General features: G+C 70.3%; 20 protein-coding genes and 1 pseudogene. 12 read left to right on the top strand and 9 right to left on the bottom strand.

Annotated features, from left to right (window positions below; all coding sequences use genetic code 11):
* Window positions 1-76 precede the first annotated feature (76 nt).
* Complete coding sequence (locus ACFWXC_RS29385) at window positions 77-1,057, top strand: ATP-binding protein (protein ID WP_384483303.1); 981 nt, start codon at window positions 77-79, stop codon at window positions 1,055-1,057.
* 46 nt (window positions 1,058-1,103) lie between these two features.
* Here the strand turns inward: ACFWXC_RS29385 and ACFWXC_RS29380 are convergent, their stop codons facing one another.
* Entirely contained in the window at window positions 1,104-2,366 is a 1,263-nt protein-coding gene (locus ACFWXC_RS29380) for a hypothetical protein (RefSeq protein ID WP_384483302.1), read from the bottom strand.
* Window positions 2,367-2,705: 339 nt separating this feature from the next.
* Between ACFWXC_RS29380 and ACFWXC_RS29375 the strand changes: the two genes are divergently transcribed.
* From ACFWXC_RS29375 to ACFWXC_RS29350, 6 genes and pseudogenes are all read left to right on the top strand, one after another.
* A complete protein-coding gene (locus tag ACFWXC_RS29375) occupies window positions 2,706-5,159 on the top strand; it encodes a bifunctional SulP family inorganic anion transporter/carbonic anhydrase (protein ID WP_384483301.1) in 2,454 nt (817 codons plus the stop codon).
* Between the two features lie 171 nt (window positions 5,160-5,330).
* Window positions 5,331-7,289, top strand: a complete 1,959-nt coding sequence (gene acs, locus ACFWXC_RS29370; protein ID WP_384483300.1) for an acetate--CoA ligase — start codon at window positions 5,331-5,333, stop codon at window positions 7,287-7,289.
* 191 nt (window positions 7,290-7,480) lie between these two features.
* A pseudogene (nhaA, locus tag ACFWXC_RS29365) lies at window positions 7,481-8,952 on the top strand (Na+/H+ antiporter NhaA).
* Window positions 8,953-9,003: 51 nt separating this feature from the next.
* The gene (locus tag ACFWXC_RS29360) at window positions 9,004-9,489 is read left to right on the top strand and encodes a phage holin family protein (RefSeq protein ID WP_384483299.1); all 486 of its coding nucleotides are present in this window, start codon (window positions 9,004-9,006) and stop codon (window positions 9,487-9,489) included.
* Entirely contained in the window at window positions 9,486-10,406 is a 921-nt protein-coding gene (locus tag ACFWXC_RS29355) for an alpha/beta fold hydrolase (protein ID WP_384483298.1), read from the top strand. The genes ACFWXC_RS29360 and ACFWXC_RS29355 overlap by 4 nt, the downstream gene beginning before the upstream one ends.
* Window positions 10,407-10,533: 127 nt before the next feature.
* Window positions 10,534-10,713 (top strand): hypothetical protein, encoded by a 180-nt coding sequence (locus tag ACFWXC_RS29350; RefSeq protein ID WP_351713367.1) that lies wholly within the window; start codon window positions 10,534-10,536, stop codon window positions 10,711-10,713.
* Between the two features lie 4 nt (window positions 10,714-10,717).
* On the opposite strand, the gene ACFWXC_RS29345 is transcribed toward ACFWXC_RS29350, so the two are convergent.
* From ACFWXC_RS29345 to nth, 3 genes are all read right to left on the bottom strand, one after another.
* Window positions 10,718-11,917, bottom strand: coding sequence for a MarP family serine protease (locus ACFWXC_RS29345; protein ID WP_384483297.1), 1,200 nt, complete (start codon window positions 11,915-11,917; stop codon window positions 10,718-10,720).
* Between the two features lie 13 nt (window positions 11,918-11,930).
* On the bottom strand, window positions 11,931-12,644 hold the full coding sequence (locus ACFWXC_RS29340; RefSeq protein ID WP_384483296.1) for an NUDIX hydrolase: 714 nt from the start codon (window positions 12,642-12,644) through the stop codon (window positions 11,931-11,933).
* A gap of 97 nt (window positions 12,645-12,741) precedes the next feature.
* The gene (gene nth, locus ACFWXC_RS29335) at window positions 12,742-13,833 is read right to left on the bottom strand and encodes an endonuclease III (protein WP_384483295.1); all 1,092 of its coding nucleotides are present in this window, start codon (window positions 13,831-13,833) and stop codon (window positions 12,742-12,744) included.
* Between the two features lie 276 nt (window positions 13,834-14,109).
* Here nth and ACFWXC_RS29330 point away from each other — a divergent pair, with 276 nt between their 5' ends.
* Entirely contained in the window at window positions 14,110-14,784 is a 675-nt protein-coding gene (locus ACFWXC_RS29330) for a Crp/Fnr family transcriptional regulator (RefSeq protein ID WP_358917774.1), read from the top strand.
* Window positions 14,785-14,877: 93 nt separating this feature from the next.
* A complete protein-coding gene (locus ACFWXC_RS29325) occupies window positions 14,878-15,708 on the top strand; it encodes a nucleotidyltransferase (RefSeq protein ID WP_384483294.1) in 831 nt (276 codons plus the stop codon).
* Between the two features lie 9 nt (window positions 15,709-15,717).
* On the opposite strand, the gene ACFWXC_RS29320 is transcribed toward ACFWXC_RS29325, so the two are convergent.
* From ACFWXC_RS29320 to ACFWXC_RS29305, 4 genes are all read right to left on the bottom strand, one after another.
* Window positions 15,718-16,548 carry an MBL fold metallo-hydrolase gene (locus ACFWXC_RS29320; RefSeq protein ID WP_384483293.1) on the bottom strand — a complete coding sequence of 277 codons (831 nt, stop codon included), beginning with the start codon at window positions 16,546-16,548 and terminating at the stop codon, window positions 15,718-15,720.
* 2 nt (window positions 16,549-16,550) lie between these two features.
* A complete protein-coding gene (locus tag ACFWXC_RS29315; RefSeq protein WP_384483292.1) occupies window positions 16,551-17,426 on the bottom strand; it encodes an NUDIX hydrolase in 876 nt (291 codons plus the stop codon).
* A gap of 134 nt (window positions 17,427-17,560) precedes the next feature.
* Window positions 17,561-18,028, bottom strand: a complete 468-nt coding sequence (locus ACFWXC_RS29310; RefSeq protein ID WP_384483291.1) for a RidA family protein — start codon at window positions 18,026-18,028, stop codon at window positions 17,561-17,563.
* Window positions 18,025-18,183, bottom strand: coding sequence for a DUF4177 domain-containing protein (locus ACFWXC_RS29305; protein ID WP_019992579.1), 159 nt, complete (start codon window positions 18,181-18,183; stop codon window positions 18,025-18,027). The genes ACFWXC_RS29310 and ACFWXC_RS29305 overlap by 4 nt, the downstream gene beginning before the upstream one ends.
* 152 nt (window positions 18,184-18,335) lie before the next feature.
* Here ACFWXC_RS29305 and ACFWXC_RS29300 point away from each other — a divergent pair, with 152 nt between their 5' ends.
* Both ACFWXC_RS29300 and ACFWXC_RS29295 read left to right on the top strand, forming a co-directional pair.
* On the top strand, window positions 18,336-19,313 hold the full coding sequence (locus ACFWXC_RS29300) for an ArsA family ATPase (RefSeq protein ID WP_384483290.1): 978 nt from the start codon (window positions 18,336-18,338) through the stop codon (window positions 19,311-19,313).
* Complete coding sequence (locus tag ACFWXC_RS29295; RefSeq protein ID WP_384483289.1) at window positions 19,310-20,863, top strand: ArsA family ATPase; 1,554 nt, start codon at window positions 19,310-19,312, stop codon at window positions 20,861-20,863. Before ACFWXC_RS29300 ends, ACFWXC_RS29295 begins: the two co-directional genes overlap by 4 nt.
* 179 nt (window positions 20,864-21,042) lie before the next feature.
* Here the strand turns inward: ACFWXC_RS29295 and wblA are convergent, their stop codons facing one another.
* On the bottom strand, window positions 21,043-21,381 hold the full coding sequence (gene wblA / locus ACFWXC_RS29290; protein ID WP_189956079.1) for a transcriptional regulator WblA: 339 nt from the start codon (window positions 21,379-21,381) through the stop codon (window positions 21,043-21,045).
* A gap of 593 nt (window positions 21,382-21,974) precedes the next feature.
* On the opposite strand from wblA, the gene ACFWXC_RS29285 reads away from it, so the two are divergent.
* The gene (locus ACFWXC_RS29285) at window positions 21,975-24,278 is read left to right on the top strand and encodes a transglycosylase domain-containing protein (RefSeq protein ID WP_384483288.1); all 2,304 of its coding nucleotides are present in this window, start codon (window positions 21,975-21,977) and stop codon (window positions 24,276-24,278) included.
* The last annotated feature ends 83 nt before the right edge of the window (window positions 24,279-24,361 follow it).

The following is a 24,361-nucleotide window of genomic DNA, read 5'->3' as shown; positions in this document are numbered from 1 at the left end:
CCGCCACTCCACGAAGGAGTGGTCTTCTTCACTCCACCTGACACATACAGCTATCACGCGACTACCCTTCGTGAACATGAAAATTGCTTTCGTCGGGAAGGGCGGCAGCGGCAAGACCACGCTCTCCTCCCTGTTCATCCGCCATCTCGCGGCCGCCGGTGCGCCGGTCGTCGCCGTCGACGCCGACATCAACCAGCACCTGGGCCCCGCGCTCGGCCTCGACGAGAGGGAGTCGGCGGCGCTGCCCGCGATGGGCGCGCGGCTCTCCGCGATCAAGGACTACCTGCGCGGCAACAACCCGCGCATCGCCTCGGCCGCGACGATGATCAAGACCACCCCGCCCGGCGAGGGCTCGCGGCTGGTCCGGGTACGGGAGCCCAATCCGGTGTACGACGCCTGTGCGCGCCCGGTGGAACTCGACGGCGGCGCCGTCCGTTTGATGGTCACCGGGCCCTTCACGGACGCCGACCTGGGGGTCTCCTGCTACCACTCCAAGACGGGAGCGGTGGAACTGTTCCTGAACCACCTCGTCGACGGCCCCGACGAGTACGTCGTGGTCGACATGACGGCGGGTTCGGACTCCTTCGCCTCCGGCATGTTCACCCGCTTCGACATCACGTTCCTCGTCGCCGAGCCGACCCGGAAGGGGGTCTCCGTCTATCGCCAGTACAAGGAGTACGCCCGGGACTTCGGCGTCGTGCTGAAGGTCGTCGGCAACAAGGTGCAGGGGCAGGACGACATCGACTTCCTCCGCACGGAGGTCGGGGACGACCTGCTGGTCACGGTCGGGCACTCGGACTGGGTGCGCGCCATGGAGAAGGGCCGCCCGCCCCGGTTCGAGCTCCTGGAGGACACCAACTCCCGTGCCCTGCGCACCCTCAAGGTCGCCACCGACGCGACGTACGAGCTGCGGGACTGGGAGCGGTACACCCGGCAGATGGTCCACTTCCACCTGAAGAACGCCCAGTCGTGGGGCAACGAGCGCACCGGGGCCGACCTGGCGGCGCAGATCGACCCCGGCTTCGTGCTCGGCGAGGGAGTGGCGGCGTCCGTCTGACGGAGGTGGGCACTCCGCCGGCGGGGCGCCGACTCCCGCCCGTCGCCTACTGCTTGACCGCCGGCGCCCCGGGCACCCCCTTCGGCGCCGGGGCGGGACGGCCGGAGAGGAAGGACGCCCAGCCCTGACGCGGGGCCTCGCCCACGTCCAGGGTGCGCAGCCTCGCCAGAACCTGCGGGTCCTGGGCGTCCAGCCAGTCGGCCAGCTGATGGAAGGAGACGCAGCGCACCTCGGGCTTGTTGCAGACATTCTCGACGACCTCGTCGAGGGCCCGCATGTAGGTGCCGCCGTTCCAGGACTCGAAGTGGTTGCCGATGACGAGCGGCGCGCGGTTGCCGTTGTAGGCCCGGTTGAAGCCCTGGAGCAGCCCGTCACGCATCTGGTCGCCCCAGTAGTCGTACTTGTCGGGGTCGCCCTGGGTCGAGGTGCCGGACTGGTTGACCATGAAGTTGTAGTCCATGGTCAGCTGCTCGAAGGAGTGGCCGGGGAAGGGAACGAGCTGCATCGACAGGTCCCACAGCCCCTCCCTCTTCTTGGGCCAGATCTGGTCGTTGACACCGCTGGTGTCGTAGCGGAAGCCCAACTGGCTCGCCGCCTTCATGAAGTTCTTCTGTCCCTCCAGGCAGGGGGTGCGGGCGCCGATGAGCTCCTTGTCGTAGTCGAAGGGCAGCGGTGAGGCGTTCTTCATGCCCGTGTTGGTCTTCCAGTTCTTCACGAACTGCTTGGCCTGGGCGATCTCGCTCTTCCACTCCGCCACCGACCACTCGCCGACACCCCCGTCGGGGCCGCAGAAGTGCCCGTTGAAGTGGGTGCCGATCTCGTTGCCCTCCAGCCAGGCCAGCCGCAGCTGCCTGACAGTGTCGGAGATGCCCTGCTCGTCGTTGAAGCCGATCTCGGAGCGGCCGGGCGAGTGCTGCGGGGGGCGGTAGAGGTCACGTTTCTCCTCGGGCAGCATGTAGACGCCGCTGAGGAAGTACGTCATGGTCGCGTTGTTCTCCTTGGAGACCTTGCGGAAGTGCGAGAACAGCTTTTGGCTGTCCTCGCCCGCGCCGTCCCACGAGAACACCACGAACTGCGGGGGCTTCTCACCGGGCTGGAGCTTCTCCGGCCGGGGCAGATGCGGCTGCGCCCCGGTGTACGCGGTGGAACCGTCGCCGATCAGACGGACCACGCTCTGGGGCGCCGGCGCTCCCTTCTGCGGCCCGGACGCCCCTTCCTTGGTATTGGTGCCGGTCGCGCAGCCCGCCAGCGACGCGGCACAGGCCGCGGCGGTCACGGCGCCGACGGCGATCCTCTGGGTGGCGGCCAATTCCGCCCACCTTCTTCCTTCTCTCGGCGAACGCCGATCACGGCGTTTTATGGCGGTGTGCCGGGTATGTGCCGACAGCGCCGCCAAGGTCGCATAGGACCGAGAGAGGGATTAATACGACAAGCCGATGAACTGCTCACTTCACCCATGAAGGTGAAGAGGTGCCCCATTTGCGCAGTAAATCCATGCTTGACCTTTACTCTGCATTACGATTCGTTTACCGATTGTTGATTCATCCCGCCACTGCACGCCGTGACCCACGGCCGCGACCGAGCCCCAGCCCGCCGGCGAGGGGACCCCCTGATCCGCGACCGCGCTGCCCCGGAGGAGACGGGAAACATGTCATCAGCCTGCGTACCCACCCACCCCGAGAGCCTCGGCCTGGCCAAGGCCGGAGCCCGGGCCGGAGCCACAAGTCCCCAGCAGACCAAGGGCGCCGACCGACCACCGAGCCCGCCCACGCCCCCGCGCCGCCGCTTCCGGGTCGAGGGCGCCGACCTGTCCGCGTCCGTCTCGGTGTTCCTGATCGCCCTGCCGCTGTCCCTCGGTATCGCCCTCGCCACCGGCGCCCCGCTCCAGGCCGGGCTGGTCGCGGCGGCCGTCGGCGGACTGGTCGTCGGGCGGCTCGGCGGCTGTCCGCTCCAGGTCAGCGGCCCGGCCGCCGGGCTCACCGTGGTCACCGCCGACCTGATCCACCGTTACGGCTGGCGGGCCACCTGCGGCATCACCGTCCTCGCCGGACTGGCCCAACTGGGCCTGGGCTGCCTGCGCGTGGCCCGCACCGCACTCGCCGTCAGCCCGGCCGTGGTGCACGGCATGCTCGCCGGCATCGGTGTCACCATCGCCGTCGCCCAGCTGCACATCGTCCTCGGCGGCAACCCGCAGAGCTCGGTCCTCGCCAATGTCCGGGCGCTGCCCGCCCAGTTGGCGAACCTGCACCCGGCCGCCGTGACGATGAGCGCACTGACCCTGGCCCTGCTGTTCGGCTGGCCCCGGATCCCCGGCAGAGCGGGCCGTCTGCTGCGCACGGTCCCGGCGGCCCTGGTCGCCGTCGCCGGTGCCACCGCGACCGCCTCGCTCACGGGGCTCGCTCTGCCCCGGGTCGACCTGCCGTCCTGGAGCAGCCATGCCCTGGCGGGGCTGCCCGAGGGGCCGGTGCTCGGCCTCGTCGCCGCCGTGCTCACCACCACGCTGGTGTGCAGCGTGCAGTCGCTGCTCGGCGCGGTCGCCGTGGACAAGCTCGTGGCCGGCCGCCCCGGACTCCAGTCCCGGGTCGGCCGGTCCGGCCTGGACCGCGAGCTGCTCGGTCAGGGCGCCGCCAACATCGTCTCCGGGACGCTCGGCGGACTGCCGGTCGCGGGAGTCGCGGTGCGCAGTTCGGCGAATGTGCAATCCGGTGCCGTGAGCCGGAACTCCACGATGCTGCACGGCGTTTTCGTAGTAGTCGCCGCGCTGCTGATGGTCCCGGTCCTGGATCTCATCCCACTCGCCTCGCTCGCCGCCCTGGTGATGGCCGTCGGCATCCAGATGGTGTCCCTGCACCACATCCGCACGGTGACCCGCCACCGTGAGGTCGCAGTGTACGTCGTCACCACACTCGGCGTGGTGGTCGTCGGCGTCCTGGAGGGCGTGCTCCTCGGGGTCGCCGTGGCCGTCGCCGTCGCCCTGCACCGCCTCGCCCGCACCCGTATCACCCATGAGGAGAAGGGGGGAGTCCATCGCGTACATGTAAGAGGTCAGCTGACGTTCCTCGCCGTGCCCCGGCTCAGCAGGGCCCTGCATCTCGTACCCCAAGGCGCCCACGCCGTCGTGGAGTTGGACGGTTCGTTCATGGACCACGCGGCGTACGAGTCACTGCGGGACTGGCGCAGGGCCCACACCGCGCAGGGCGGCTCCGCCGAACTGACCGGCTGCCGGGTGGGCGTGCGCTCACCGGGGTACGGCCGAGGACCGGAGGACGAGGACGGTCGCGAGCCCCGTGCGAGTCACGGCCAGGAACCGGGCCTCGCTGACGGACCGGGCCTCGCTCATGGAACGGGCCTCGATCACGGACCGGGCCTCGTCAGGTCCGGCCTCGCCCGGTGGGGCGGCGGCAGGACGGACGGTGCCGGTCATGAACTCGCCCGTGGGATCAGCGCGTTCCAGCGCGACACCGCGCCCCTGGTGCGGGAGGAGCTGGCCCGGCTGGCGCGCGAGGGGCAGCGGCCGTCGCAGCTCTTCCTCACCTGCGCCGACTCCCGGCTCGTCACGTCGATGATCACCTCCAGTGGTCCGGGTGACCTGTTCGTGGTCCGCAACGTCGGCAACCTGGTCCCCCTTCCGGGTGAGGAGAACGGCGACGACTCGGTGTCGGCCGCGATCGAGTACGCGGTGGACGTGCTGAAGGTGCGGTCCATCACGGTGTGCGGGCACTCCGGGTGCGGGGCGATGCAGGCGCTGCTGAGTTCCGGGTCGCAGGGCGGCACGAGTCCGCTCGGACGCTGGCTGCGGCACGGGCTGCCGAGTCTGGCGCGGCTGGCCGACGACGGCTGGCCGGGGGTCCGGCTGTCCGGACGGGCGGCGGCGGACACCACGGAGCGGCTCTGTCTGACCAATGTGGTCCAGCAGCTGGAGCATCTGCGGGCGCACGACTCGGTGGCGCGGGCGCTGGCGGCCGGTGAGCTGGAGCTGCATGGGATGTACTTCCATGTGGGCGAGGCGCAGGCGTACCTGCTGCGCCGGGCCGAAGGCGAAGAAGAGGGAGAGGTCTTCGAGGGGGTACCGGGCGCGGAGGAGCTGCGCAGTCCGGCCTGAGGAAGGGCGGCGGGGGCCTGTCGGCGCCGTCCAGGCCGGCACCGGCAGGCCCGCGCCTCCTGCCCCGTCCGACAGGTCTAAACCAATTATCTGACGGCCCTTGTCACCGGACCCCAGGTCTGATGAGCTGTGGCCCGGGACACAACGGACACCCTTGGAAAGGGAGATGTCGTGAGCAACGAAAGCCTGGCCAACCTCTTGAGGGAGGAGCGACGCTTCGCGCCGCCCGCTGACCTGGCCGAGAACGCCAATGTCACGGCCGAGGCGTACGAACAGGCCAAGGCTGACAGGCTCGGCTTCTGGGCCGAGCAGGCCCGCCGGCTGACCTGGGCCAAGGAGCCGACCGAGACGCTGGACTGGTCGAACCCGCCGTTCGCGAAGTGGTTCAAGGACGGCGAGCTCAATGTCGCGTACAACTGCGTGGACCGGCATGTGGAAGCCGGCAACGGCGACCGGGTCGCCATCCACTTCGAGGGCGAGCCCGGCGACAGCCGCGCGATCACCTATGCCGAGCTGAAGGACGAGGTCTCCAAGGCGGCGAACGCCCTGCTGGAGCTGGGAGTCCGCAAGGGCGACCGGGTCGCGGTCTACATGCCGATGATCCCGGAGACGGCGATCGCGATGCTCGCCTGCGCCCGGATCGGCGCCGCGCACTCGGTGGTCTTCGGCGGCTTCTCGGCGGACGCGCTCGCCACCCGTATCCAGGACGCGGACGCCAAGGTCGTCATCACCTCCGACGGCGGCTACCGGCGCGGCAAGCCGTCCGCGCTCAAGCCGGCCGTGGACGAGGCGGTCGGCAAGGCCGGCAACGTCGAGCATGTGCTGGTCGTCCGGCGCACCGGGCAGGAAGTGGCCTGGGACGACACGCGGGACGTGTGGTGGCACGAGGTCGTGGAGCGACAGTCGGCCGAGCACACGCCCGAGGCCTTCGACGCCGAGCACCCGCTGTTCATCCTCTACACGTCCGGTACGACGGGTAAGCCCAAGGGCATCCTGCACACCTCGGGCGGCTACCTCACCCAGGCGTCGTACACCCACTGGGCGGTGTTCGACCTCAAGCCGGAGACGGACGTGTACTGGTGCACGGCCGACGTCGGCTGGGTGACCGGCCACTCGTACATCGTGTACGGGCCGCTGGCCAACGGCGCGACGCAGGTGATGTACGAGGGCACCCCGGACACCCCGCACCAGGGCCGGTTCTGGGAGATCGTGCAGAAGTACGGGGTGACGATCCTGTACACCGCGCCCACCGCGATCCGGACGTTCATGAAGTGGGGCGACGACATCCCCGCGAAGTTCGACCTGAGCAGCCTGCGGGTGCTGGGTTCCGTGGGTGAGCCGATCAACCCCGAGGCCTGGATCTGGTACCGCAAGCACATCGGCGCCGACAGGACCCCCATCGTGGACACCTGGTGGCAGACCGAGACCGGCGCGATGATGATCTCGCCGCTGCCGGGCGTCACCGCGACCAAGCCCGGTTCCGCGCAGACCCCGCTGCCCGGCATCTCGGCCACGGTGGTGGACGACGACGCGCGCGAGGTACCCAACGGCGGTGGCGGCTACCTGGTGCTGACCGAGCCGTGGCCGTCGATGCTGCGCACGATCTGGGGCGACGACCAGCGGTTCCTGGACACCTACTGGTCGCGTTTCGAGGGCAAGTACTTCGCCGGTGACGGGGCGAAGAAGGACGACGACGGCGACATCTGGCTGCTCGGCCGGGTGGACGACGTCATGCTCGTCTCCGGGCACAACATCTCCACGACCGAGGTGGAGTCGGCGCTGGTGTCGCACCCGTCGGTCGCCGAGGCGGCGGTGGTCGGCGCGGCGGACGAGACGACCGGGCAGGCGATCGTCGCCTTCGTGATCCTGCGCGGCACGGCGAACGCCGAGGACGAGGGCCTCGTCAACGAGCTGCGCAACCACGTCGGCGCCACGCTCGGCCCGATCGCCAAGCCCAAGCGGGTGCTGCCGGTGGCGGAGCTGCCGAAGACCCGCTCCGGCAAGATCATGCGCCGGCTGCTGCGCGATGTCGCCGAGAACCGCCAGCTCGGTGACGTGACGACGCTGACGGACTCGACGGTCATGGACCTCATCCAGGCGAAGCTCCCGGCGGCGTCGAGCGAGGACTGACCCCGGCCGACGGTCCGCATGGGGCGCCCGGCGCGAAACGCGCCGGGCGCCCTTTTTGCACCTACCGTGGGACTCACCTGGCAACTCTCGCCACACCTTAGGTAAACTAAGCAAAGTAGCGTGATCCTCAAGGTGTGCCGGGAAGTCTGGTCGGCAAGTAGCCCTGCCTTGCCCACCGACCGGAGGTCCCCGTGTCCGCGCCCCGCGCCACCCCCGCCCGCAAGGTCCTCGGCCGGCTCTCGCTGCCCGAGCGGACCTTCGTCGCGAACGCGCTGCGGACCGAGACCGTCGGCGGTGTGCTGCTGCTGATCGCCGCGATAGCCGCGCTGGTCTGGGCGAACATACCGGCGCTGCACCACAGCTACGAGACCGTCGGCGACTTCCACCTCGGCCCCGGCGCCCTCGGCCTGAACCTCTCCGTCGCCCACTGGGCCGCCGACGGCCTGCTCGCGGTCTTCTTCTTCGTCGCCGGCATCGAGCTGAAGCGAGAACTGGTGGCCGGGGATCTGCGGGATCCGAAAGCGGCCGTGCTGCCGGTGGTCGCCGCGCTGTGCGGCATGGTCGTACCGGCACTCGTCTACACCCTCACCAACCTCGCCGGCGGTGGCTCCACCCAGGGCTGGGCGGTGCCCACGGCCACCGACATCGCCTTCGCGCTGGCCGTGCTGGCCGTCATCGGCACCTCGCTGCCGAGCGCCCTGCGCGCCTTCCTGCTCACCCTCGCGGTCGTCGACGACCTGTTCGCGATCCTGATCATCGCGGTCTTCTTCACCGCCCGGATCGACTTCGCCGCGCTCGGCGGCGCGGTCCTGGGCCTCGCCGTCTTCTGGCTGCTGCTGAGGAAGGGCGTACGCGGCTGGTACGTGTACGTGCCGCTGGCGCTCGTCATCTGGGCGCTGATGTACAACAGCGGCGTGCACGCGACCATCGCCGGTGTCGCCATGGGCCTGATGCTGCGCTGCACCACCCGCAAGGGTGAGGAACACTCCCCCGGCGAGCACATCGAGCATCTGGTGCGGCCGTTGTCGGCGGGGCTCGCCGTGCCCCTGTTCGCGCTCTTCAGCGCCGGCGTGAAGGTGTCCGGAGGGGCGCTCGGGGATGTGTTCGGCAAGCCCGAGACGCTCGGGGTGGTGCTCGGGCTGGTGGTCGGCAAGACGGTCGGGATATTCGGCGGGACCTGGCTGACCGCCCGCTTCACCCGGGCCTCGCTCAGCGAGGACCTCGCCTGGGGCGACCTCTTCGCGGTCGCCTCGCTCGCCGGTATCGGCTTCACCGTGTCGCTGCTCATCGGCGAACTCGCCTTCGCCGGCGACGCCGTGCTCACCGACGAGGTCAAGGCCGCCGTGCTCACCGGCTCGCTGATCGCGGCCCTGTGCGCCACGGTGCTGCTGAAGATACGCAACACCCGCTACCGGCGGCTGGTCGAGGCCGAGGAGCGGGACGAGGACCTCGACGGCATCCCGGACGTCTACGAGCAGGACGACCCGGCGTACCACCTGCGGATGGCGGAGATCTACGACCGCAAGGCCGCCGAACACCGGCGGATAGCCGCCGAGAAAGCCGGGCAGGGCGCCCGGTAGGGGCCGGCCAGGTCCGCCGTGGGCAAGACGCGCGTGCCGAAGTGGCGGGCGGGGCAGGCGCGCAGGGCAACCGTCCGGCATGATCTGACGAGACGGTACAAAAGACGATGACAAGTACGCAGAGGGAGACCGCGATGAGCGCACCCGACGGCAGCCCGGTCGGTGCCGAACGCAGCATCGGCCAGTTGTTCGCCTCGGCCACGGCCGAGATGTCGGCGCTGGTGCACGACGAGATCGCGCTGGCCAAGGCCCAGCTGAAGCAGGACGTCAAGCGGGGCGCGACGAGCGGCGGCGCCTTCTCGGCGGCCGGTGTGCTCCTGCTGTTCTCCCTGCCGATGCTCAACTTCGCGCTGGCGTACGGCATTCGGACCTGGAGCCACTGGAACCTCGCGATCTGCTTCCTGCTCTCCTTCGCGGCGAACGTCCTGGTGGCCGTCGCCCTCGCGCTGATCGGCGTGGTGTTCGCGAAGAAGGCCAAGAAGGGCAAGGGTCCGCAGAAGGTGGCCGCGTCGGTGAAGGAGACGGCGGGCGTACTGCAGAACGCCAAGCCGCATCCGCGTCCGGCACTCCCCAGGGATGACGTGCCGGCCATCGAGGCTGTGGGACGCTCGTCGGTATGAGCGATCCCGCCCCCTCGGCCGTACGGCTCGAAGGCCCCTGGACCCATCGGGACGTCGCAGCGAACGGTGCGCGCTTCCACATCGCCGAACTCGGCGACGGCCCGCTGGTCATGCTGGTGCACGGCTTCCCGGAGTTCTGGTGGGCCTGGCGGCACCAGCTGGTCGCGCTCGCCGACGCGGGCTTCCGGGCCGTCGCCATGGACCTCAGGGGCGTCGGCGGCAGCGACCGGACCCCGCGCGGCTACGACCCGGCCAACCTCGCCCTCGACATCACCGGCGTGATCCGCTCCCTCGGCGAGCCCGACGCCGCGCTGGTCGGACACGACCTGGGCGGCTATCTGGCGTGGACGGCGGCCGCCATGCGCCCCAAGCTGGTACGACGGCTCGCAGTCGTGTCCATGCCGCACCCGCGGCGCTGGCGCTCGGCGATGCTCCGGGACCGCCGGCAGTCCGCCGCCGCCTCCTACATCTGGGGCTTCCAGCGGCCGTGGGTCCCCGAGCGGCAGCTCATCGCCGACGACGGTGCGCTGGTCGGCCGGCTGATCCGGGACTGGTCCGGGCCGCGGCTGCCCGAGGACGAGACGGTGGAGACCTACCAGCGGGCCATGTGCATCCCGTCCACCGCGCACTGCTCGATCGAGCCGTACCGCTGGCTGGTGCGCTCGATGGCCCGCCCGGACGGCATCCAGTTCAACCGCCGGATGAAGCGCCCGGTGCGCGTCCCGACGCTGCATCTGCACGGTTCCCTGGACCCGGTGGCCCGCACCCGCAGCGCGGCCGGCTCCGGCGAGTACGTCGAAGCCCCGTACCGCTGGCGGCTGTTCGACGGACTCGGACACTTCCCGCACGAGGAGGACCCGGCCGCGTTCTCCACCGAACTGGTCAACTGGCTGAAAGACCCCGAGCCCGATCGGTGACCGCGCCGATGCGCCCGGTATCCGGATCTGTACACCTGTTCTACGAACGGCCACATGCCCCGCGCATAGGCCGATTGAGGGCCACGCCGGAGGTTATCGACCTTGGGGCGGGGGCAGACGTCGGGGTATGGGCTGGACGCACGACTACAGTGACGCACCCCGCAACCGCCGTACGACAGGCGGTCTGAACTCCCATCGAGGAGCCGCCCCGCAGCTGCCGGGCACGGACCTCAGGGTGGGGATTCCGCACATCCTGCGGCGCCGGGCCCGCTGGGTCTCGGTCCGTCTGCGGCATACCCGCGCATGATCCCTCACAGTGCGCAGCTGTCGGTCCCGACCTGCTGATTCGCGGTACGGCCCCGGGCGATGTCCGCCTGGATCTCGTCGGCCGTGAGGGCGTACCCGGTGTCCGCGTCGTCCAGCGACTTCGCGAAGACGACCCCGTACACCTGGCCCTTGGGCGTGAGCAGCGGGCCGCCGGAGTTGCCCTGGCGGACGGTCGCGTACAGCGAGTAGACGTCACGGCGGACGGTGCCGCGGTGGTAGATGTCCGGTCCGTTGGCGGTGATGCGGCCGCGCACCCGGGCGGCACGGACGTCGTACGACCCGTTCTCCGGGAACCCGGCGACGATCGCGCTGTCGCTGGTCGCCGCGTCCCCGGTGGCGAACTTCAGGGCCTTCGCCGGCAGGTCCGGCACGTCGAGTACGGCGATGTCGCGCTGCCAGTCGTAGAGGACGACCTTGGCGTCGTACTTGCGGCCCTCGCCGCCGATCTGGACGGTGGGTTCGTCCACGCCGCCGACCACGTGCGCGTTGGTCATGACCCGGCGGTCGGCGAAGACGAAGCCGGTGCCCTCCAGGATCTTGCCGCAGCTCTGCGCGGTGCCCGTCACCTTGACGATGGACTGCTTCGCCGTGGTGGCCACCAGGCTGTTCGCGAGGGCGGGGTCGGGCGGTGAGACATCGGTGATCGGCTCGTTGGCGAAGGGGCTGAAGACCTGCGGGAAGCCGTTCTGCGCGAGGACCGCGGAGAAGTCCGCGAACCAGGTGTCGGCCTGGTTGGGCAGCGCTCTGGACACCCCGAGGAGCACCTTGGAGTTACGGACCTCCTTGCCGAGCGTCGGCAGTGTGGTGCCCGCGAGCGCGGAGCCGATCAGCCAGGCGACCAGCAGCATCGCCAGCACGTTGACCAGCGCGCCGCCGGTGGCGTCCAGGGCGCGGGCCGGGGACCAGGTGATGTACCGGCGCAGCTTGTTGCCCAGATGCGTGGTCAGGGCCTGGCCGACGGAGGCGCAGACGATGACGACGACCACGGCGACCACCGCGGCGGTCGTGCCCACCTCGGCGTTGTCGGTCACCGCGTCCCAGATCACCGGCAGGACGTAGACGGCGACGAGTCCGCCGCCCAGGAAGCCGATCACCGACAGGATGCCGACGACGAATCCCTGGCGGTAGCCGACGATCGCGAACCACACGGCGGCGACCAGCAACAGGATGTCCAGCACATTCACGGTGGACACCCTGTCATGACCGCCAGTCGAGCGGGACCAGCTTCTCGCGGTCCCAGGAGCGCTCCCATCCCGCGTAGTGCAGCAAGCGGTCGATCACCCCGGCCGTGAACCCCCACACCAAGGTCGATTCGACCAGGAATGCCGGACCTCGGTGGCCGCTGGGGTGCACGGCGGTGGCCCGGTTGGCCGGATTCGTGAGATCCGCCACGGGGACCGTGAAGACCCTCGCCGTCTCGTTCGGATCCACCACCCCCACCGGGCTCGGCTCGCGCCACCAGCCCAGCACCGGGGTGACCACGAAGTGGCTCACCGGGATGTACAGCTTGGGCAGCACCCCGAACAGCTGGACGCCGGCCGGATCGAGCCCGGTCTCCTCCTCGGCCTCGCGGAGAGCGGCCCGCAGCGGCCCGTCGGCCTTCGGGTCGCCGTCCTCGGGGTCGAGGGCGCCACCGGGGAACGAGGGCTGCCCGGCGTGCGAGCGCAAGCTGCCGGCCCGCTCCATGAGCAGCAGCTCCGGCCCCTGCTCGCCCTCGCCCTCGCCGAACAGGATCAGCACGGCCGACTGCCGTCCCGCGCCGTTCTCCGGCGGCAGGAAGCGGCTCAGCTGGACCGGCTGGACCGTCTCGGCGGCGCGCACCACCGGGTCCAGCCACTCCGGCAGACCGTCCTTGCTGAGCACCACGCCCGCGTGCGGATCCCCCGTGTGTGCCTTGCCGCCCTGTGTCATGGCATCCCCCGTCCTGCCCTGCTGCCCCCGCCTGCCCGTTCCAACGCCCGAAGACTCCTTGATCGTTCCGTTTCTCGCCCCTCAGAAGATCCCTAGGTCATGTCCCTGATGCGGCGCCCAGCGGCGGCGCCGGCCTGCCGCCCGCGTCCAGATACGCCTGCGGCGGCTTGAGGCGCTGGCCGGGGAAGCCGCCCTTCTCGTACTTGAGCAGCTTCTTCGCCTTCTCCGGGTCGGTCTCGCCCTCGCCGTAGGCCGGGCAGAGCGGCGCGATGGGACAGACCCCGCAGGCGGGCTTGCGGGCGTGGCACATCCGGCGGCCGTGCCAGATCACGTGGTGCGAGAGGTCGGTCCAGTCGCTCTTGGGGAACAGTGCACCGACGGCCGCCTCGATCTTGTCGGGGTCGGTCTCCGCGGTCCACCGCCAGCGGCGGACCAGGCGCTGGAAGTGCGTGTCCACGGTGATGCCGGGGCGCCCGAAGGCGTTGCCCAGCACGACGAAGGCGGTCTTGCGGCCGACGCCGGGCAGCTTGACGAGGTCTTCGAGCCGCCCCGGGACCTCGCCGTCGAACGACTCCACCAGGCCCTTGGAGAGCCCTATCACCGACTTGGTCTTGGCCCGGAAGAAACCGCACGGACGGAGGATCTCCTCGACCTCCTCCGGGTTGGCCTCGGCCAGCTCCTCGGGGGTCGGGTACTTCGCGAACAGCGTCGGGGTGGTCTGGTTGACGCGCAGGTCGGTGGTCTGGGCGGAGAGCACCGTGGCGACCAGGAGCTGGAAGGGGTTCTCGAAGTCCAGCTCGGGGTGGGCGTAGGGATACACCTCGGCGAGCTCGCGGTCGATGCGGCGGGCACGCCGGACCAGGGCGGTCTGCGACTCGGGCTTCCAGGCCACCTGCGGCTTCTCGGCAGCGGCCTTCTTGGACGCGGCGGCCTTGGACGCGGTGGCCTTGGACGCGGTGGCCTTGGACGCGGTGGCCTTGGACTGAGCGGCCTTGGACGCAGGCCGCTCAGAAGCCGTCTGCCCGGCCGCGGTCTTCGCCGGGGCCGTCTTCTTCGCCACGGCCTTCTTCTGCGCCGCCTTCTTCGTCGCGGCCGGAGTCTTCGCGGCAGCGACCTTCTTTACGGCTTTTACTGCTTTTGTAGCTTTTTTCGGCTCGCCAGGGGCGGCATCGGACCCCTGTTCGCCCACAGCGGAATCACGACGTACAACCACCCGCCCAGCCCCCTTGGCCTGTGCTCTCACCGGCGATTTGGACACCCGGCCAGCCTAGAGCCCGGCACCGACATCCGCCTCGGACCCGGAAGATCAGCCCCCGATTGGACCCCTGCCGCTTACCTCGGGAGACCTGTGCGGCATCCTTGTGACAGATCACACTGTTTGAATCCTCCGGCAAAATGGGGAGCACGGTCCCCTGGTACCAAGGGGGAGCAAGATCCCCTGAGCAGGTCGACAAGGAGAGAACTCGTGGACGACGTTCTGCGGCGCAACCCGCTCTTCGCGGCGCTCGATGACGAGCAGTCCGCGGAGCTGCGTGCCTCCATGAGTGAGGTGACCCTCGCGCGTGGCGACTCCCTGTTCCACGAGGGCGACCCGGGCGACCGGCTCTATGTCGTCACCGAGGGCAAGGTCAAGCTCCACCGCACCTCCCCCGACGGCCGCGAGAACATGCTCGCCGTCGTCGGTCCCGGCGAGCTGATCGGCGAGCTGTCGCTGTTCGACCCGGGCCCGCGTACGGCGACGGCGACCGCGCTGACCGAGGTCAAGATGCTGGGCCTGGGCCACGGTGACCTCCAGCCCTGGCTGAACGCCCGCCCGGAGGTGGCCACCGCCCTGCTGCGCGCCGTCGCCCGCCGGCTGCGCAAGACCAACGACGCCATGTCCGACCTGGTCTTCTCCGACGTCCCGGGCCGGGTCGCGCGCGCCCTGCTGGACCTCTCGCGCCGCTTCGGCGTGCAGTCCGAGGAGGGCATCCACGTCGTCCACGACCTCACGCAGGAGGAGCTGGCCCAGCTGGTCGGCGCGTCCCGCGAGACCGTGAACAAGGCGCTGGCGGACTTCGCCCAGCGTGGCTGGCTGCGCCTGGAGGCGCGGGCCGTGATCCTGCTGGACGTCGAGCGACTGGCGAAGCGGTCTCGGTAGGCGCCGGTTCCTGGGGGCTGCCGCCCCCGGACCCCGCGTCATCGGCCCTCGGCCTCGTCCTCAAGCTCCGGACGGGCTGGTATTTGGTTCCCCATGCCTGAAACAGTCGCGTCCCGGGGTCTCGACCCTCTGGGCTTCATCGAGCGCGAAGGCTCGCACGCGCGCGTGCCGCACGTTTTCCGCCCGGTGGTCGCCGCCGCCCGCGACCGCCTCCTGGACGTCTTCGGGGCGCGGCTGGACAGCGCCTATCTCTACGGGTCGGTCCCGCGCGGCACCGCGCGCGTGGGGCGCAGCGACCTGGATCTGGTGGCCGTCCTGCGCGCGGAGCCGACCGGCGCCGACCGGGACGCGGCCGGTGCCCTCGGCGATGCCGTCGACAAGGAGTTCCCGGAGATCGACGGGGTCGGGACCCTGCTCTACTCCCGCACGCGGGTGCTCAGCGAGCTGGAGCGGTACGACATCGGCTGGTTCGTGGCCTGCCTGTGCACCCCGCTGCTCGGCGAGGACCTCGCCGAGTTCCTGCCCCGCTACCGCCCCGACTCCCTGCTCGCCCGCGAGACCAACGGCGACCTGGCCCGGTACCTGCCGCGCTGGCGACAGCGGATCGTGGCCGCGGGCGACACCGAGGAGGCCCTGCGGCCCCTGGTGCGCTTCATGTCGCGGCATCTCGTGCGGACCGGCTTCACCCTCGTCATGCCCCGCTGGAACGGCTGGACCAGCGATCTGCGGGAGATGGCCGAGGCGTTCGCCGGCTACTACCCGGAGCGGTCCCAACAGCTCGGCCGCGCGGCCGAGTCGGGGTACGAGCCGGTCGGCGACCGCGCGGTGCTGCGGACGTACGTCGACGACCTGGGCCCATGGCTCGCGGACGAGTACGCGCGCGTGCACGGCGTGAAGACCCCCAGACCCGAGGGCTGGGAGTAGATCCGAAAGTCAGATCAGCCCATGCTCGCCGAGGTAGTCCAGCTGGGCCCGTACCGACAGCTCCGCGGCCGGCCACAGGGAGCGGTCCACGTCCGCGTAGACGTGCGCGACGACCTCGACCGGGCTGCGGTGGCCGTTCTCCACCGCCGTTTCGACCTGGGCGAGCCGGTGGGCGCGGTGGGCCAGGTAGAACTCGACGACGCCCTGGGCGTCCTCCAGGACGGGTCCGTGGCCCGGCAGGACCGTGTGGACGCCGTCGTCGACGGTCAGGGAGCGCAGCCGGCGCAGCGAGTCCAGATAGTCGCCCAGACGGCCGTCCGGGTGGGCCACGACCGTCGTGCCGCGCCCCAGGACGGTGTCGCCGGTCAGGATCGCGCGGTCGGCCGGGAGGTGGAAGCTGAGGGAGTCGGCGGTGTGGCCGGGTGTGGGTACGACCCGGAGCTCCAGGCCGCCGGTCGTGATCACGTCGCCGGCCGCCAGTCCCTCGTCGCCCAGGCGCAGCGCCGGGTCGAGGGCACGCACGCGCGTGCCGGTCAGCTCGGCGAAGCGGACGGCGCCCTCGGCGTGGTCGGGGTGGCCGTGGGTCAGGAGGGTGAGCGCGATGCGCTTGCCGGCCTTCTCAGCCGTGTCGACGACGTTCTTGAGGTGGCCGTCGTCCAGCGGACCGGGGTCGATCACCACGGCCAGGTCGGAGTCGGGCTCGGCAACGATCCAGGTGTTGGTGCCGTCCAGGGTCATCACGGAGGCGTTGGGGGCCAGCACGTTGACGGCCCGCGCGGTCGCGGGACCCGAGAGGACCCCGCCGCGCGGCTGGCCGGGCAGGGCTGCTGCGTTCGTCATGCTCAGGCTCCCCCGGTCGTGAGGTCGGTCGGTATGTGCTTGGTGAACTCGTCGTGGCCCGGCCAGGTCAGGACGATCTCGCGGCCCTCCAGGCGGGCACGGGCCAGCACCGGCGTCATGTCCCGGGCGGGCGCCGCCGCGAGCGTCTCGGCGGCCGTGGCGTACGGCGTCAGCTGGCGCAGGGTCGCGATGGTGGGCGGCATCATCAGCAGCTCGCCCTTGTCGTAGCCGGCGGCCGCCTCCGCCGGGCGGATCCACACCGTACGGTCGGCCTCCGTGGAGGCGTTCCGGGTGCGCTGGCCCTCCGGGAGGGCGGCGACGAAGAACCAGGTGTCGTAGCGGCGGGTCTCGAACTCCGGGGTGATCCAGCGTGTCCAGGCGCCCAGCAGGTCCGAGCGGAGGACCAGGCCCCGCCGGTCCAGGAACTGGGCGAAGGACAGGTCACGGGCGACCAGGGCCGCGCGGTCGGCCTCCCAGTCGTCCCCGGTGGTGTCCCCGACCACGGCGTCGGCGGCCGGGCCGGCGAGCAGGACGCCGGCCTCCTCGTACGTCTCCCGCACGGCCGCGCAGACGATCGCCTGGGCGCCCGCCTCGTCGACGCCGAGCCGCTCGGCCCACCACGCGCGCGTGGGGCCCGCCCAGCGGACCTGGTGGTCGTCGTCCCGCGGGTCGACACCGCCGCCGGGATACGCGTACGCGCCTCCGGCGAAGGCCATGGAGGCGCGTCTGCGCAGCATGTGGACGACGGGACCGCCGGAGGTGTCCTTCAGGAGCAGGACGGTCGCCGCGCGCTTCGGGGACACCGGTACGAGGGTGCCCTCCGCGTGCGCGCGGATGCGGTCCGGCCACTCCGGGGGATACCACTGTCCATCGGCCATTACCGGAGGCTATCCCGTGGGGAGCGAATGTTCGAGAGGGGCTCCGGGGCACCCGGAGGTGCCACGGGAGCGGCCTTCGATGCCGTGTACAGGAGCAGCCGGATGCGGTCACCTCGGCGGCCGGCCGGACGCGGTTACGGCAGCAGTTCGACCTGGACCTCGACCTCGACCGGTGCGTCCAGCGGCAGCACCGCGACGCCCACCGCGCTGCGCGCGTGCACGCCCTTGTCGCCGAGGACCTCGCCGAGCAGCTCGCTGGCGCCGTTGATCACGCCGGGCTGGCCGGTGAAGTCGGCCGCGGAGGCGACGAAGCCGACGACCTTCACCACGCGCGCGATGCGGTCCAGGTCACCGGCGACGGACTTCACGGCGGCCAGGGCGTTCAGCGCGCAGGTGCGGGCCAGTTCCTTGGCCTCCTCCGCGGTGACCTCGGCGCCGACCTTTCCGGTGACCGGGAGCTTGCCGTCCACCATCGGCAGCTGGCCGCTGGTGTAGACGTACGCACCCGACCGGACGGCCGGCTGGTAGGCGGCGAGCGGCGGGACGACCGCCGGCAGCGAAAGGCCGAGTTCGGCCAGCTTGGCCTCGACGGTGCTCGTCACGGCTTCTCCCGCTTCAGGTAGGCCACGAGCTGCTCGGGGTTGTTGGGCCCGGGCACGACCTGGACGAGCTCCCAGCCGTCCTCGCCCCAGGTGTCCAGAATCTGCTTCGTGGCATGGACGAGCAGCGGCACGGTTGCGTATTCCCACTTGGTCATGGGGCCGACTGTATCCGCTGTGACGGACGGGACACGTGGCCGACCTCCGGGCCGGTCACGGCGGTCGGCCACCGGCTCCGGCGGCCGACCGCACGCACGGTTATCCACAGCCTCCCGCGTGAGTGTCCGGCCGACTGGTTAGTCTCGAAGATGTGAGCAGGCTCCAGGTCGTCAGCGGCAAGGGCGGGACCGGAAAGACGACGGTCGCCGCCGCACTCGCGCTGGCCCTCGCGACCGAGGGGAAGCGGACGCTTCTCGTGGAGGTCGAGGGTCGGCAGGGCATCGCCCAGCTCTTCGAGACGGAGGCGTTGCCCTACGAGGAGCGGAAGATCGCGGTCGCGCCGGGAGGTGGTGAGGTCTTTGCGCTGGCCATCGATCCCGAACTGGCCCTTCTGGACTACCTCCAGATGTTCTACAAGCTCGGCGGGGCCGGCCGGGCCCTGAAGAAGCTCGGCGCGATCGACTTCGCCACCACCGTCGCTCCGGGGCTGAGAGACGTCCTCCTGACCGGCAAGGCCTGCGAGGCGGTGCGCAGGAAGGACAAGGCCGGCCGCTTCATCTACGACTACGTCGTCATGGACGCCCCGCCGACCGGCCGCATCACCCGCTTCCTGAACGTGAACGACGAGGTGGCCGGGCTCGCCAAGATCGGCCCGATACACAATCAGGCGCAGGCCGTGATGCGGGTGCTGAAGTCCAAGGAGACGGCCGTGCACCTGGTCACCCTCCTGGAGGAGATGCCGGTCCAGGAGACCGCCGACGGCATCGCCGAACTGCGCGCCGCCCGGCTGCCGGTGGGCCGGGTCATCGTGAACATGGTCCGGCCGGAGGTGTTGGACGCGACCGACCTGGAACTCGTACGGACGGTGCCGCGCACCGCCGTGGCGCAGGCGCTGTCCGCCGCGGGTCTGGGCGGGGCGCGGCGCGGCGGGAAGGCCGGGCAACTGGTGGACCCGCTGCTCGCACAGGCCGCCGAGTACGCCGAGCGGTACGCGCTGGAGCACGAGCAGCGCGCGGTCCTCGCCGAGCTGGACCTGCCGCGGCACGAACTGCCGCTGCTCGCCGAGGGGATGGACCTGGCGGGCCTGTACGAACTCGCCACCGAGCTGCGGAAACAGGGGATGTCATGACTTCGGACCCGGACTCGGAGCCGACACAGGACGGCACGCGCCGGCTGGCCCACGCGCCCGCACTCGACATCGACGCGCTGCTCGACGACCCGAACACCCGGATCGTGGTGTGCTGCGGCTCGGGCGGGGTCGGGAAGACGACGACCGCGGCGGCGCTGGGGCTGCGGGCGGCCGAGCGCGGCCGCAAGGTGGTCGTGCTCACCATCGACCCGGCCAAGCGGCTGGCCCAGTCCATGGGCATCGACTCGCTCGACAACGTGCCACGGAAGGTGAAGGGCACCGAGGACCGAGCAGCGGCACCGCACGGCGACTCGGCCGAGGACGGCGGCCGACGGGCCGGCGACGACGAGGCCCAGGAGAGCGCGCGACAGGCCGGCGACGACGAGGCCGAGGAGGGCGGGCGACAGACCGGCGGCGAACTGCACGCCATGATGCTCGACATGAAGCGCACCTTCGACGAGGTCGTCGAGGCGCACGCGGACGCCGAGCGGGCGGCCGCCATCCTGGCCAACCCCTTCTACCAGTCGCTCTCGGCGGGCTTCGCGGGCACGCAGGAGTACATGGCGATGGAGAAGCTGGGCCAGCTGCGGGCCCGGGACGAATGGGACCTGATCATCGTCGACACCCCGCCCTCCCGCTCCGCGCTGGACTTCCTGGACGCGCCGAAGCGGCTGGGCTCCTTCCTCGACGGCAAACTGATCCGTCTGCTCACCGCGCCGGCGAAGCTGGGCGGCCGCGCCGGCATGGCCTTCCTGAACGTCGGCATGTCGATGATGACCGGCACGCTCGGCAAGCTGCTCGGCGGGCAGCTGCTGAAGGACGTACAGACGTTCGTGGCCGCGATGGACACGACGTTCGGCGGGTTCCGCACGCGCGCGGACGCGACGTACAAGCTGCTTCAGGCGCCCGGTACGGCGTTCCTGGTGGTGGCGGCTCCGGAGCGGGACGCGCTGCGCGAGGCCGCGTACTTCGTGGAGCGGCTGGACGCGGAGGACATGCCGCTGGTCGGTCTGGTCCTCAACCGCGTGCACGGCAGCGGCGCCGACCGGCTGTCCGCCGAGCGTGCGCTCGCCGCCGCGGAAAATCTCGAGGTCGCGGAAAATCTTGAGGAGCCCCGCATTGTGGATCAGGGTGGCGGGAAAGCTGGACTTCGTAACTCTCCCGACACGTACGGCAGTTCTGAATCATCCGCGTCCGAGTCCGACGGCTCCCCCTCGTCCGGACTCGACGCGACGACGACGCCCCAGGCACCTCAGGCACCCCAGGCAGACGAACCCCCCTCGTCCCAGCCCGGGCCCGACGCGTCCGAGCCCGACTCCTCCGGTGGCCCGGACCGCACCGTCGACCAGCTCACCGCAGGCCTGCTGAGGCTGCACGCCGAGCGCATGCAGCTGCTCTCCCGCGAGCAGCGCACACGTGACCGCTTCACCGCGCGCCACCCCGAGGTGGCCGTGGTGGAAGTGGCCGCGCTGCCCGGCGATGTGCACGACCTCGCGGGACTGCGGGACATCGGCGACCGGCTCGCGGCCGGCCGGCCGGAGCTGCCGTAGCCGCGTGCCCGCAGCTCGGTCACAGGCCCGTAAGCCGCGTGCCCGTAGTCGGCCATAGGCCCGTAGCCGCATGCCGATAGTCGGTCACAGGCCCGTAGTCGTATGCCCGCCCGGTCACCGGGGGGCGTATGCCCCCGGCATGTTCGGCGGGTGGTTCAGTCGGTGGCGCGGCGGGTGATTCAGCTCACCGCCGCGTAGTTCTCGTACACCTCGTCGTCGTCGAGGGGGACGATGCCGGTCCCCCGCTCGTACTCCGAGCGCGCTGTCTCCAGGAGCCTGCGCCAGGAGGTCACGGTGGGCCGCCTGCGCAGCAGTGCGCGGCGCTCCCGCTCGGTCATTCCTCCCCACACGCCGAACTCGACGCGATTGTCCAGCGCATCGGCGAGGCATTCCGTGCGTACCGGACACCCGGTGCACACCGCCTTGGCCCTGTTCTGCGCTGCTCCTTGAACGAACAGTTCATCCGGATCGGTAGTGCGGCAGGCAGCCTGCGCACTCCAGTCGGTTACCCAGCCCATACCGGCGCCGTCCTCTCCCGAATCGAGGCTCCCCCACGGCGGCAGCGGCATATTCACCGCCGCCAGTTGAGGACGTTACGGAAGGTGGGCACAGCGCAACACCCCCTTCGGGCCCAATCTTGAATGGCCCGAACGGACTATGGGTAAGCGGCAGATCACCCGCGGGAGTGAGCTGGCGACATGCGTGATCATCCCGGCAAACCGGGACAGCTGTGGTGCGCCACAACGGACGCCGGATGACACACGAGGCGGATTCGGACACGCCATCAACACATCACCCGAAAAAAAGTGGGCAGATTCCGGAACGATTCGGGGTCGCCGGACGTATTGATACGTGGCCGCGCTGCTGTGACAGTTGAGAGCAGCTTAGGCCAAGGCCTGCGCGCGTGTCCGGCGAATGGCAACGTAGACCGTTCATGTCGTCGTGCCGTCGGCGAGGCGCCGCCATGCCGTCAGGCGGATCGGGCCGCACCCTGCGTCAGCGCATCCCGTGTTCCGGTCGCGTCGCCCTCTATGTCACGATCCTGCACTCGAACATCCCGAGAGCCGCCCGCTCACGCGGAATGCTCATCCCTACGGATTAGGCTGCCCCCATGCCAAAGAAGCGCTCGGGCGGTGGTCTGTCGGCCACGCAGCAGGCCGCCAAGTTCCTCGGTGTCAGTGTGCTCGCGGGAGCCGTGATGGCGGGCATCGCGCTGCCCGCGGCCGGCGCCCTGGGCCTCGCGGCCAAGGGTTCGGTCCAGGGCTTCGACGACATCCCGGCCAACCTGAAGAGCCCGCAGCTCAGCCAGCGGACCAGGATCCTCGACAGCCAGGGCAACCAGATCGCCCAGGTCTACTCCCGTGACCGCACGGTGGTGGACCTCAAGGAGATCTCGCCGTACATGCAGAAGGCGATCGTCGCGATCGAGGACTCGCGCTACTACCAGCACGGCGCCATCGACCTGAAGGGCGTCCTGCGCGCGCTGAACAAGAACGCGGTGAGCGGCGGGGTCGCCCAGGGCGCCTCCACACTCACCCAGCAGCTGGTGAAGAACTACTTCATCGAGGAGGCCGGCGACGACCCCACCAAGGTCGCCCAGGCCACCCAGCAGACCCTCGGCCGCAAGGTCAAGGAGCTGAAGTACGCGATCCAGCTCGAGGAGAAGCTCGGCAAGAAGAAGATCCTCGAGAACTACCTGAACATCACCTTCTTCGGCGAGCAGGCCTACGGCATCGAGGCCGCCTCCCAGCGCTACTTCTCCCAGCACGCCAAGAACCTGAACCTCCCGCAGTCGGCCCTGCTGGCCGGCATCGTGCAGTCGCCGAGCCGCTACGACCCGGTCAACGACGAGGCCGAGGCCACCAAGCGGCGCAACGTCGTCCTTGAGCGCATGGCCCAACTCGGCGACATCTCCCAGGCGGAGGCCGACAAGGCCAAGGAAGCACCGCTCGGTCTGCATGTCACCCAGCCCAAGAACGGCTGCATCACCGCCGCCAAGGGCGCCGGGTTCTTCTGCAAGTACGTCGAGAACGTCTTCCTCACCGACCCGACCTTCGGCAAGACCCGCGAGGCGCGCGCCAAGCTCTGGAACCAGGGCGGCCTGACCATCCGTACCACCCTGGAACCGCAGGCCCAGGACTCGGTGCAGACCTCGATCAAGGACCACGTCTACAAGGCCGACTCGGTCGCCGCGGCCGCCACCCTCGTGGAGCCCGGCACCGGCAAGATCCTGGCGATGGGCCAGTCGAAGCCGTACGGCTACAACAAGAACGAGACCGAGTACAACTTCTCGGTCGACCGGGACTACGGCGGCTCCAACTACGGCTTCCCGACGGGGTCGACGTTCAAGCCGTTCGTGGCCGCGGCCGCCATCGAGGGCGGCAAGCCGGCGACGCAGGAGTACTCGGCGCCGTACAAGATGAACTACCCGAGCCCCGTCCAGCAGTGCGACGGCAAGCAGTGGGTCAACACGGAGAACGAGCAGGTCGAGAACGAGAGCGAGTCCGAGGTCGGGCCGTACCAGATGAAGAAGGCGATGGCGAAGTCCATCAACACCTACTTCGTCCAGCTGATCTCCGACATCGGCCTGTGCCCGGTGGTCAAGATGACCGACGCGCTCCACGTCCACCAGGGCGACGGCTCGAAGCTCCCGCAGACCCCGTCCATCGCCCTCGGCGCGATCGGCCTCTCCCCGCTGACCATGGCGAGCGCGTACGCCACCTTCGCCGACCGCGGCATGTACTGCACGCCGGTCGCCATCGAGTCGATCACCCAGAAGGTCGGCAACGAGCAGAAGTCCCTGGCCGTGCCCAAGTCGACCTGCTCGCGGGCGATGAGCGAGAAGACCGCCGACACCATCAACACCCTGCTGCGCGGAGTGGTCGACTCCGGTACCGGTCAGGAGGCCGGCCTGGACGACCGCGAGAGCGCCGGCAAGACGGGTACGACGGACTCCCGCAAGAACGCCTGGTTCGTCGGCTACACGCCGAACCTCGCGGGCGCGGTCTGGGTCGGCAGCGCCAAGCAGAACATCGAGATGACCAACATCACCATCGGCGGGGTCTTCCACAGCGAGGTCTACGGCGCCGACACGCCCGGTCCGATCTGGAAGGACGCCATGACCGGCGCCCTGGAGGGCAAGCAGTCGGAGTCCTTCAACCTCATCAACATCCCCGACGAGGACGACCACGACAAGGGCAACGGAAACGGCGACGGGAACGGCCACGGCCGCGGCGACGACACGGGCGGCCTGATCGGCGGTCTGATCGGCGGCGGCACGGGCGACGGCGGCACGACGGACGGCTCGACCACCGCGGGCACCACCACCCCGAACCCGACCTTCTCCTTCCCCGACGGCTTCATCCAGGGCAACGAGAACGGCGGGAACAACGGGAACGGAGGAAACAGGGGCTGACCCGCCTCCTGTTTTCCTACCGGCTTTTCTATCGGCGTTCCTATCGGTACGACGGCGGGGCCGCACCTCTGTGAGAGAGGTGC

The sequence above is a fragment of the Streptomyces sp. NPDC058683 genome (assembly GCF_042716195.1).
Classification (GTDB): domain Bacteria; phylum Actinomycetota; class Actinomycetes; order Streptomycetales; family Streptomycetaceae; genus Streptomyces.
This window is presented reverse-complemented; position numbering and strand designations above follow the sequence as displayed.